Raw genomic sequence first — 9,404 nt, forward strand, 5'->3', positions numbered from 1 at the left:
GAAAAAAAAGAAGGGGAGGATGGCGTGAGCCAGAAGGACGAATTCCACAATCTCGACGACGCCGGCGACGGATTGTTTCGCGAGCTCGCGGCAGGCGTGACCACGCGCATCTTCTCCGGCGAGCAGGCGATGCTGTCGGTGGTGACGCTGGCGCCGCATGCGCAAGGCACGCTGCACCATCATCCCGAGGAGCAATGGGGCGTGCTGCTCGACGGCTCCGCCATCCGCGTCCAGGGTGATGAGGAGATTGCCGTGAAGAAGGGCGACTTCTGGCGCACGCCGGGTAATGTGCCGCACACCATGCGCGCCGGCCCGGACGGAGCCCGCGTGCTGGACATCTTCAGTCCGCCACGGCCAGAATACAGAAAAGCGGGATCCGGTTTCGGGACCACTTAAAGCGCCGAGAGCAAAAGCCGGGCGCGAGAAAACAGGGGAGGGGATACCATGACGATCACACGACGGACGCTGCTCGCAGCGCCGGCTATTCTCGCGATGACGCCGGCGTTGGCGCAGGCTTCAAAGATCACGCTGGTGGTGCCGTTTCCGCCGGGCGGATCGACCGATGCGATGGCGCGGCTGCTCCAGAGCCATCTGCAAACCAAGCTCAACCGCATCGTCATTGTCGAGAACAAGTCGGGCGCCGCCGGCGCGCTCGGCGCGGCGCAGGTCGCCAAGAGCCCGCCTGATGGCTCGACGTTCCTGGTCACCTTCGATTCCCACGCGGTGATCCCCTCCATCCTCGACAAGCCGCCCGTCGATGTCGAGCGCGAGCTGATGCCGGTGTTGCTGGTCGGCACCGCGCCTTACGTGATCGCCGCCGGTGCGGGCCGTCCCTACAAGAGCTTCGCCGACGTGGTGGCGGCCTGCAAGGCGACGCCCGGCGCGGTGAAATATGCCTCCGTCGGCATCGGCACGCTCGGCCATCTCGCCATGACCGTGCTCGGCAACAAGGCCGGCGTCGAGATCATGCACGTGCCCTATCGCGGCGGCGGCCCCGCGATGAACGACGTGCTCGGCGGCCATGTCGACCTGATCGCGGGATCGGCGGCGCTGGTTGCAGCCCAGCTCGGCACCAACATGCTGCGTCCGATCCTGCAGCTCGGCCGCGAGCGGCTGCCCGGCCTGCCGGATACGCCGACCGCGATCGAGGCAGGCTTTCCGGATTTCGAGACGCTGGCCTGGTGGGGCATCTTCGCGCCGACGTGGACGCCGCCGGACATCGTCGCAGGCCTGGCGACCGCGTCCAAGGAGATCCTGAGCGAGCCCGCCACCGCCGCCCAGCTCAAGGAGACGCAGCAGATGACGCTGCTGCTCGAGGACGGTCCCGCCTTCAAGACCTTCTTCGACAAGCAGGTCGCCATTTGGGGCAAGGTGGTCAAGGACAACAATATCCGGGCATGAGATGGCCGGCAGCCCTCCGCATTGAGCAACGCGGAGGGCTTCCGATCCCGCCTCCGCTTTGATATGAAGCCCCCGGTAACCCGCTCTGCGGGTTCCGCGGTCCCGTAGCTCAGCCGGATAGAGCGACGGTTTCCTAAACCGTAGGTCGGAAGTTCGAGTCTTCCCGGGATCGCCAGATTTTCAGTGAGCAATCGTCGCGTTTGCTACGCTCGTCGGCGCAAAAATTGCTAGAAGCGCGAAGCTTCCTTCCTGGCCCGGGCTGACTCTCGCCCCGCCTCGCTGCCATATCCGGAGACGACAATGCCCTTCGACTTGATCCTGCGCGGCGGCCATGTGGTCGACCCGTCCCAGAAGCTCGATGCCGTGACGGATGTCGCCTTTGCCGGCGGCAAGGTCGCGGCGGTCGGCGGCGGGCTCAAGGCCGATCCGGGCACCGACGTGCGCGACGTGTCACGCTACATCGTGACCCCGGGGCTGATCGATCTCCACACCCACGTCTATTGGGGCGGCACGTCGCTTGGCATCGACGCCGAAGAGTTTTGCCGTCTCTCCGGCGTCACCACCGCGGTCGACACTGGCAGCGCGGGGCCGGGCAATTTCGCGGGCTTCCGCAAGCATGTGATCGAGCCGAGCCAGGTCCGCATCCTCGCTTATCTTCACGTCTCGCACGCCGGCATCTTTGGCTTCTCGCACCGGATCATGGTCGGCGAGAGCGAGGAGCTGCGGCTGATGAATCCGATCGAGGCGGCCAAGGTGGCCGACGCCAACCGCGACCTCATCGTCGGCATCAAGGTGCGCGTGGGGCTGCACTCCTCGGGCACGTCGGGCGTCGTGCCGCTCGATATCGCGCTCGAGGTCGCGAACGAGGTCGGCATGCCCCTGATGGCGCATATCGACCATCCGCCGCCGAGCTACGAGGAGGTGCTGGCGCGCCTGCGCCCCGGCGACGTGCTCACCCATGCGTTCCGTCCTTTCCCCAACACGCCCGCGACCGCGCAGGGCACGGTGAAGCGGGCGGTGCTCGACGCCCGCGAGCGCGGCGTGCTGTTCGACATCGGCCACGGCAAGGGCTCGTTCGCGTTCAAGACCGCACGCGCCATGCTCGCCAACGGCTTCTATCCGGACACCATCTCGTCCGACATTCATCAACTCTGCATCGACGGCCCGGCCTTCGACCAGGTCACGACCCTGTCGAAATTCCTGTGCATGGGCATGCCGCTGTCCGACGTCATCGCAACCTCCACTGTCAACGCCGCGATGGCACTGCGGCGGCCCGAACTCGGCAGCCTCAAGCCGGGCAGCGCCGGCGATGCCACGCTGATCTCGATCAAGCAAGGCCAGTTCGACTATGAGGACGTGGTCGGCGAGCACCTGATCGGGGACCGCAAGATCGTCTCCGAAGGTGTCGTGATCGGCGGCCGCTGGTGGCATCCGAAATAGAGCGACGCTAGCCCCGCTCGCGATAAAATTGCAGCAGCCGCGCGCCTGCCGGAGAAAGCCAGTCGGGCGCACCGGCGATGTAGCCCTCGACCTGACCGCTCGTTCCAACGAGATAGGTGATGGGCATGCCGACCAGGGAGAATATCGCGGTCGACGCTTCGGCCGCCGCGCCATAGGCGTCGACATAGCAAGCGAGGCTCTGCACGGCGAGGCCGCCGAGAAACGTGCGGATCTTGCGCAGGTCTTTCGTATCGGTGCAGATCGCGACAACGTCGAGCCGGTCCGGCCGCGATCCCGCGAGACTTGCGAGCGCGGGCAGGTCGAGCCGGCAGGCCGCGCACCAGGTCGCCCAGAAATTGACGAGGGTGATGCGGCCCGGCTTCGCGCTCAACGCGACGTCCTTCCCGCCAATGTCTTGAAGCCTGAGCGTTGGCATCGGCGCGCGCGGCCGCACCAGCGTGAACTGGCTGCGGCCGGCCTCGAACACCGGTGGCCAGCCTTCCTGCGCATGGGCCGCGCGCAAGGAGGCAAGAAGCGCCGGCACGGCCATCATGATCGATCGCCGCGACGGCAATGGACCGCTTTCGCGCACGGTCTCAAGCATGGATATAGGCCCAGCCCTTGAGTTGCAGATCGACCACGCGGCCGATCCCGAACGGCACGAGGCTGGCACCTGCTATCAGCGGAATCGAGACCTGCTCCTTGGCTTCGGCGATCGCTTTTGACGACGCGCACATGCTGTAGGCGAGGTTGGGCACCGACTGCCGCAGCGTCGCGAGCGGTTCGACCAGCGGGGTCCTGTCCGCCCGGAAGACGTCGATGCCCTTGCCGTTGGCGACGACCTCGATCAGCAATCGTGCGCCCCTGTCCGTAAAGTGCTTCGAGAGGTTAGCCGAGTAGCTGATCGCGTGTCCCATGACATAGGGCTCGTTGCTGTCGATCAGGATCACGACGCCGTCGGCGAGACGATCCTCCTTGGCGGCGGTGCCGCCGGCCGTGAGGATCGCGGTGCCGGCGAGCAGGCCCCTGCGGGACCATCCGTTGGCGGAGATCATGGCTGCCGCCTTCGGTTGTTCAGAACTGACGCGGCGCAATCGGCGCCTTGCGGTCGCGCCCCCACAGCACAAACAGGCTGAGCGCGAGCAAAACGACGTTGAGCGGCGTGACCGGCGCCTCGCCGCGCGAGATGTGGAAGACGAGCGCCAACACCTGCAACATGGAGCAGCCCACTGCGGCCAGCACCGTCAGCCGGGGCAGGACCCGCGTCAGCGCCGGCAGCAGGATGCCGATTCCGCCGGCGAGATCGACGAGCCCGATGAACCGGACGAACGTTGCGGAATACTGACCGGCCCAGGGCATCATCGCGGCAAGCTCTGGAATCGGCGTCAGCAGCTTGACTAGCCCGGCTGCGGTGAAAACGAAAAAGAGCAGGCCCTGTGCGATCCAAAGGCCGATACGAATGGCGCGGCCGGGGGAGGCAGTCTCGAAGGCGGTGGTGGACACGGTGGTTCTCCAAAAGGTGACGGTCGCCACCATTTGATAGTTTCCTCATATTTGATCATTATACGTCTTGGGATTGGTTCGTTTCCCGGGTGTTGATGATTTCATGGATTCTCTGGTCAGCATGAGGGTGTTCTGCCTGGTCGCCGAGCTGAAGAGCTTCGCGACCGCGGCGCAGCGCCTGCGCATCTCGCCCGCGATGGCGAGCAAACACGTGATGCAGCTCGAAAAGCGGCTGGGTACGCGACTGCTCAACCGCACCAGTCGGCGCGTCAGCCTGAGCGAAAGCGGAGCGCTTTATTTCGAGCAGGCGCGGCAGATGCTCGACTCGCTCGACGAGGTTGAAGCCGCCGTCAGCAATACGACGGTCGTTCCGCGCGGCACGCTGCGGCTGACCGCGCCGGTGTGGATGGCGAATGCGATGTTCGCGGGAATTTTGGCCGACTATCAAAGCCGCTATCCCGAAGTGCGCCTCGACGTCGATCTCAGCGGCCGGATGGTCAATCTGGTCGAGGAGGGATTCGATCTCGCACTTCGCGCGACCGCAGCGCCCGACGAGGCGCTGATCGCGCGGCCCATTACCAAGGTTGCGTTCCATATGGTCGGCGCGCCCGCTTATCTCGATCGCGCGGGGCGCCCGACCAAACTTGCCGATCTCGCCGGCCAGGCGATGCTGCACTACGCGCTGTACCCGGGTGAAAGTTTCTCCTTCGAGGGCGAGCACGGCACCGAGACCGTCAAGCTCAATCCGGTGCTGCGCAGTGGCAATGAAACGCTGCTGCACATGGCAGCGCTCGAAGGCATGGGCCTCGCCTTCCTGCCGAAATGGCTGGTCGCGGAGGATCTCGCCGCCGGCCGCCTCGAGCACGTCGTGCCCGGGCAAGTCATCTTCGAGGGCAAGCTATTCGCGGTCTATCCGAGCCGCAAATATCTCTCTGCGAAGGTGCGGACCTTCATCGACTTTCTCGTGGCCGACCCGCGGATGAAGTAGCCGCTCACAGCTGCCTGATTAGAGCGACCTCGCGATCAACAGCTTCATGATCTCGTTCGTGCCGCCATAGATCTTCTGGATGCGGGAATCGATGAAGATGCGCGAGATCGGATATTCCTGCATGTAGCCGTAGCCGCCGAACAGCTGGAGGCATTCGTCGGCGGTCTCGACCTGCTTCTCCGAACACCAGTATTTCGCCATCGAGGCCGTGACGGTGTCGAGGTCCTTGGCGACCAGCCGCTCGATGCACCAGTCGACGAAGACGCGCGCGATCATCGCTTCGGTCTTGCGCTCGGCGAGCTTGAAGGCGGTGTTCTGGAAATCCATCAGCGGTTTGCCGAACGCTTTCCGTTCCTTGGTGTAATCGACGGTGAGTTTTATCGCGCGCTCCATCGCGGCGACCGCGCCGACCGCGAGCGCTAGGCGCTCCTGCGGCAATTGCTGCATCAGCTGCACAAAACCCTGGCCTTCCTCGCCGCCGAGCAAATTGTCCGGCGGGACCGCGACGTTGTCGAAGAACAGTTCGGAGGTGTCGGAGGCATGCAAGCCGATCTTGTCGAGGTTGCGCCCGCGCTTGTAGCCGTCGGCGCCCGCGGTTTCGACCACGATCAGCGAAATGCCCTTGGCGCCGACATCGCCGGTGCGTGCGACCACGATGACGAGATCGGCGGCCTGGCCGTTGGTGATGAAAGTCTTCTGTCCGTTGATGACGTAGGAATTGCCCTGCTTCCTGGCCGTGGTCTTGACGGCCTGCAAATCCGAGCCGGTGCCGGGCTCGGTCATGGCAATGGCGCCGACCATCTCGCCCGAAGCCATCTTCGGCAGCCAGCGCTTCTTCTGCTCCTCGGAGCCGTAATTGAGGATGTAGTGCGCGACGATGGCGCTGTGCACGGAGACACCGGTCGTCAGCTCCGGCACCGTGCTTTCGAGGTCGTCGAGCACGGCGGCGTCATAGGCGAAGGTTGCACCGAGCCCGCCATATTCCTCCGGCACGCTTGCCAGCAGCGCGCCCATCTCGCCGAGCCCGCGCCAGGCAAAGCGGTCGACCATTTTCTGCTCGCGCCATTTTTCGGCATGCGGGGCCAGGTCCTTGACCAGGTATTTCCGGAACTGGTCGCGGAAGATTTCGAGCTCTTCGGTCATCCAGGAGGAGCGGTAGGACATGGTCACCTCGGTCAATGCAGCTAGCCGGCTTGGTAGGCTAGCCTTCGGCGGCAATTATTGTGTTTTCAGGCTGCGCCGGTGACGCTACCAAGGCGGCCGGAGTAGCGTCTGTCGGAATGGTTGATTGTGGCTGTCAAAATTCAAGAGCTCAAGCTCGACATCGCGCGTATCGGCACGGTCTCCGCGATCCTGATGCAGCCGGACAATGCGCGCGCCTGCTACGTTCTGGCGCATGGTGCCGGTGCAGGGATGCGGCACGCATCGATGGACAAGATTGCGGAGGGGCTCGCAAGTCGGGGCATCGCGACGTTCCGCTTCAATTTTCCCTACATGGAAAACAAGCAGGGCCGTCCGGACCAGCCGGCGGTCGCCCACGCCACGATCCGCGCGGCAGTCGAGGAAGCCGCGCGGCTCTGCCCCGGTGTGATGCTCGTTGCGGGCGGAAAATCCTTCGGCGGGCGCATGACGTCGCAGGCGCAGTCGAAGGCCGCACTGCCTGATGTCAAAGGGCTCGCCTTCCTCGGTTTTCCCCTGCACGCCGACAAGAAGCCGTCGACCGAGCGTGCCGAGCATTTGGCCAGTGTCGAGATCCCGATGTTGTTCCTGCAAGGCACCCGCGACGGGCTCGCCGATCTCGGCCTCCTCAGGCCGGTCATCGCCGCTCTTGCCCCGAAGGCGACGCTACATGAGATCGAAGGCGGCGATCACTCCTTTGCGGTGCTGAAAAAGTCCGGCCGCAGCAATGAAGAGGCGCTTGCGGAGGTGCTTGATGCGCTCGCGGCCTGGATCGACGGGCTCGCTTGAATTTCAGGCGGAATAAAGTCCCTTGTCGCGCGCCTTCTGGATCGCGAGCGCGGCGATGAGATCGAGGGTCGGCGTCGACAGGCCTGCGGCGCGCGCAAAGGCTTGGGGCGCTTTCACCAGGACGTCGATCTCCATGGCGCGGCCGAGCTCGTAATCCTGCAGCAGCGACGGCTTGTGGTTGGGGGCGGGACCGCTGCGTGATACGCGCTTGACCTCCGGGATGAAGTGCTGAGCGATCTCGTTTGCCTCGTTCAGCATCCGCGGAATGACGTCCGCAAAGGCGGGGTCATCGCGCACGCCGCGCGCCGTCTGGCCGGTGAGCAGGCACAGCACCGACAGCGACATGTTGGTCAGCAGCTTTGACCAGATCGCCTCGCGGATCTCGGCGACCGGCGGCGATTCCAGCCGCGCGTCGGTGAAGACACTGCGGAGCGTTGTGATGCGCTCGCAATTGCGATCGTCGCATTCGCCGATCAGCAGGCGGTTGCGGTCCGGCGTCAGGTTCTGCACCACGCCAGGCGCGATCACCTCATTGGAGGAGAAGACCACCCCGCCGACGATCCGCTCCTTCGGGATGCAGGCGCGCAGGCGCCCGCCCGGGTCGAGGAAGGAGATGTCGGGCGGGGTCGGGTGTCGCGGCGGCAGGCCGATCCCGTACCACCAGGGAATGCCGTTCTGCGCGAACACGATGGCGGTGTCGTCCTGCAGCAGCGGCTTGAGACTGGAGACCAGCCCGGTCAGCGCGGTCGCCTTCAAGGTGCTGATCACGACGTCCTGCGGGCCGAGCTGGGCCGGATCGCCTGACGCGTTCACCTTGGCGCTGACCTCGGAATCGCCGACGCGCAGCTTCAGGCCGTTGGCCCGGACCGCCTCCAGGTGCGCGCCGCGCATCACGCACGAGACCTCATGGCCGGCGCGGGCCAGCCTGACCGCGAGATGACTGCCGACGGCGCCCGCGCCGAAAATGCAGATGCGCATGTGATGTCCCGTCCTGATCCCTTGATGCCGCCCCGCGGCAGCATGACACAAGCCGCCATGCGATGGACGCGGCTGCCCTACGCTCGAAAGATATGGATCAAGGTGCGGAGCCTCGGTCATAGTGCGCGTCAAACAAGCGAGCGGAGGAACACCGATGACCGACAGCCCCGTCCTGTGGACCCTGGATGCGCGTGGGGTTGCAACCGTCACGTTGAACCGGCCGGAGGTCAACAACGCCTATGACGGCGCATTGATCGCGGGCGTGCTCGCGGCCATGGACGATCTCGGCAGCAAGCCCAACCTTCGCGTGGTGCTGCTCAAGGGCAACGGCAAGCATTTCCAGGCCGGCGCCGACCTCAAATGGATCAACGGCGTGCGGCGGCAATCGAGCGAAGCGAACGAGGCCGCGTCGCGTGCGACTTTCGAGGCCGTGCAGCGGCTCAACACGCTGCCGATCCCGACGGTCGCGCTGGTACAGGGCGGCTGCTTTGGCGGCGGCACCGGCGTGATCGCGGCCTGCGACGTCGTGATCGCGGCCGACAACGCCCTGTTCTCGATCACCGAAGTGCGCTGGGGCCTGACGGCAGCCATCATCATCCCGCAGCTCTGCGATGCCATTGGTGTACGGCAAGTCCGCCGCTACGCGCTCACAGGTGAACGTTTCGGCGCCGACGACGCTCGCCGCATCGGCCTCGTCCACGAGGTGGTGCCGCTCGCCGATCTCGAAGCCGCCGGCGCCAAGGTGGTCGAGCAGTTGCTAGCCAACGGACCTGAAGCGATGGCCGAGACCAAGCGCCTCGCGCTGGAGAGCTCGTTCGGCGGAATGGCGGTGGACGATGCGGCTTACAATCGGCTCGTGCAGCTGCATTCGGTCAAGCGCCAGAGTGCAGAAGCCGCGGAGGGGCTGGCGTCGTTTGCGGAAAAGCGCGCGGCGAATTGGGCAGGTGCTAAAAGCTGAACGTGAGTAGCCCGGATGGAGCGAAGCGCAATCCGGGGCGGACCAACCGAATCTCCCGGCTGTCCCGCGTGGCACGAACCCGGATTACGCATGCGCTCCATCCGGGCTTCTGTAACGGGCCTTGGTTAGTCAATCCCTTTTTGCGGCATCCTCTCGCCGGGAACCTGC

General features: G+C 65.2%; 11 protein-coding genes and 1 tRNA gene. 7 read left to right on the top strand and 5 right to left on the bottom strand.

Features of this window, described 5'->3' with window-relative positions:
* Positions 1 to 24: 24 nt before the first annotated feature.
* From AC0L3S_RS33805 to AC0L3S_RS33820, 4 genes are all read left to right on the top strand, one after another.
* On the top strand, positions 25 to 396 hold the full coding sequence (locus tag AC0L3S_RS33805) for a cupin domain-containing protein (RefSeq protein ID WP_473266035.1): 372 nt from the start codon (positions 25 to 27) through the stop codon (positions 394 to 396).
* 48 nt (positions 397 to 444) lie between these two features.
* Complete coding sequence (locus AC0L3S_RS33810; protein WP_473284068.1) at positions 445 to 1,401, top strand: tripartite tricarboxylate transporter substrate-binding protein; 957 nt, start codon at positions 445 to 447, stop codon at positions 1,399 to 1,401.
* A 98-nt stretch (positions 1,402 to 1,499) separates the two neighbouring features.
* Positions 1,500 to 1,576: transfer RNA gene (locus AC0L3S_RS33815), tRNA-Arg, on the top strand.
* Between the two features lie 125 nt (positions 1,577 to 1,701).
* Positions 1,702 to 2,841: an amidohydrolase/deacetylase family metallohydrolase gene (locus AC0L3S_RS33820; protein ID WP_473266039.1), complete on the top strand. Its 1,140-nt coding sequence runs from the start codon at positions 1,702 to 1,704 to the stop codon at positions 2,839 to 2,841.
* A 7-nt stretch (positions 2,842 to 2,848) separates the two neighbouring features.
* Here the strand turns inward: AC0L3S_RS33820 and AC0L3S_RS33825 are convergent, their stop codons facing one another.
* The 3 genes from AC0L3S_RS33825 to AC0L3S_RS33835 are packed head-to-tail and all read right to left on the bottom strand — an operon-like array spanning position 2,849 to position 4,377.
* Entirely contained in the window at positions 2,849 to 3,445 is a 597-nt protein-coding gene (locus tag AC0L3S_RS33825; protein WP_473284070.1) for a TlpA family protein disulfide reductase, read from the bottom strand.
* Positions 3,438 to 3,896 (bottom strand): DsrE family protein, encoded by a 459-nt coding sequence (locus tag AC0L3S_RS33830; RefSeq protein WP_473266042.1) that lies wholly within the window; start codon positions 3,894 to 3,896, stop codon positions 3,438 to 3,440. The genes AC0L3S_RS33825 and AC0L3S_RS33830 overlap by 8 nt, the downstream gene beginning before the upstream one ends.
* A gap of 19 nt (positions 3,897 to 3,915) precedes the next feature.
* Positions 3,916 to 4,377 (bottom strand): DoxX family protein, encoded by a 462-nt coding sequence (locus AC0L3S_RS33835; RefSeq protein ID WP_473266044.1) that lies wholly within the window; start codon positions 4,375 to 4,377, stop codon positions 3,916 to 3,918.
* Between the two features lie 70 nt (positions 4,378 to 4,447).
* On the opposite strand from AC0L3S_RS33835, the gene AC0L3S_RS33840 reads away from it, so the two are divergent.
* Entirely contained in the window at positions 4,448 to 5,332 is an 885-nt protein-coding gene (locus AC0L3S_RS33840; RefSeq protein ID WP_473266046.1) for a LysR family transcriptional regulator, read from the top strand.
* A gap of 18 nt (positions 5,333 to 5,350) precedes the next feature.
* On the opposite strand, the gene AC0L3S_RS33845 is transcribed toward AC0L3S_RS33840, so the two are convergent.
* A complete protein-coding gene (locus AC0L3S_RS33845) occupies positions 5,351 to 6,496 on the bottom strand; it encodes an acyl-CoA dehydrogenase family protein (RefSeq protein ID WP_473266050.1) in 1,146 nt (381 codons plus the stop codon).
* A gap of 126 nt (positions 6,497 to 6,622) precedes the next feature.
* On the opposite strand from AC0L3S_RS33845, the gene AC0L3S_RS33850 reads away from it, so the two are divergent.
* Positions 6,623 to 7,300 (top strand): alpha/beta hydrolase family protein, encoded by a 678-nt coding sequence (locus AC0L3S_RS33850; protein ID WP_473266053.1) that lies wholly within the window; start codon positions 6,623 to 6,625, stop codon positions 7,298 to 7,300.
* Positions 7,301 to 7,303: 3 nt separating this feature from the next.
* Here the strand turns inward: AC0L3S_RS33850 and AC0L3S_RS33855 are convergent, their stop codons facing one another.
* Positions 7,304 to 8,278 carry a ketopantoate reductase family protein gene (locus tag AC0L3S_RS33855; RefSeq protein WP_473266055.1) on the bottom strand — a complete coding sequence of 325 codons (975 nt, stop codon included), beginning with the start codon at positions 8,276 to 8,278 and terminating at the stop codon, positions 7,304 to 7,306.
* A 154-nt stretch (positions 8,279 to 8,432) separates the two neighbouring features.
* Here AC0L3S_RS33855 and AC0L3S_RS33860 point away from each other — a divergent pair, with 154 nt between their 5' ends.
* Positions 8,433 to 9,236 carry an enoyl-CoA hydratase-related protein gene (locus tag AC0L3S_RS33860; protein ID WP_473284072.1) on the top strand — a complete coding sequence of 268 codons (804 nt, stop codon included), beginning with the start codon at positions 8,433 to 8,435 and terminating at the stop codon, positions 9,234 to 9,236.
* The last annotated feature ends 168 nt before the right edge of the window (positions 9,237 to 9,404 follow it).

The sequence above is a fragment of the Bradyrhizobium sp. Ken01 genome (assembly GCF_055807355.1).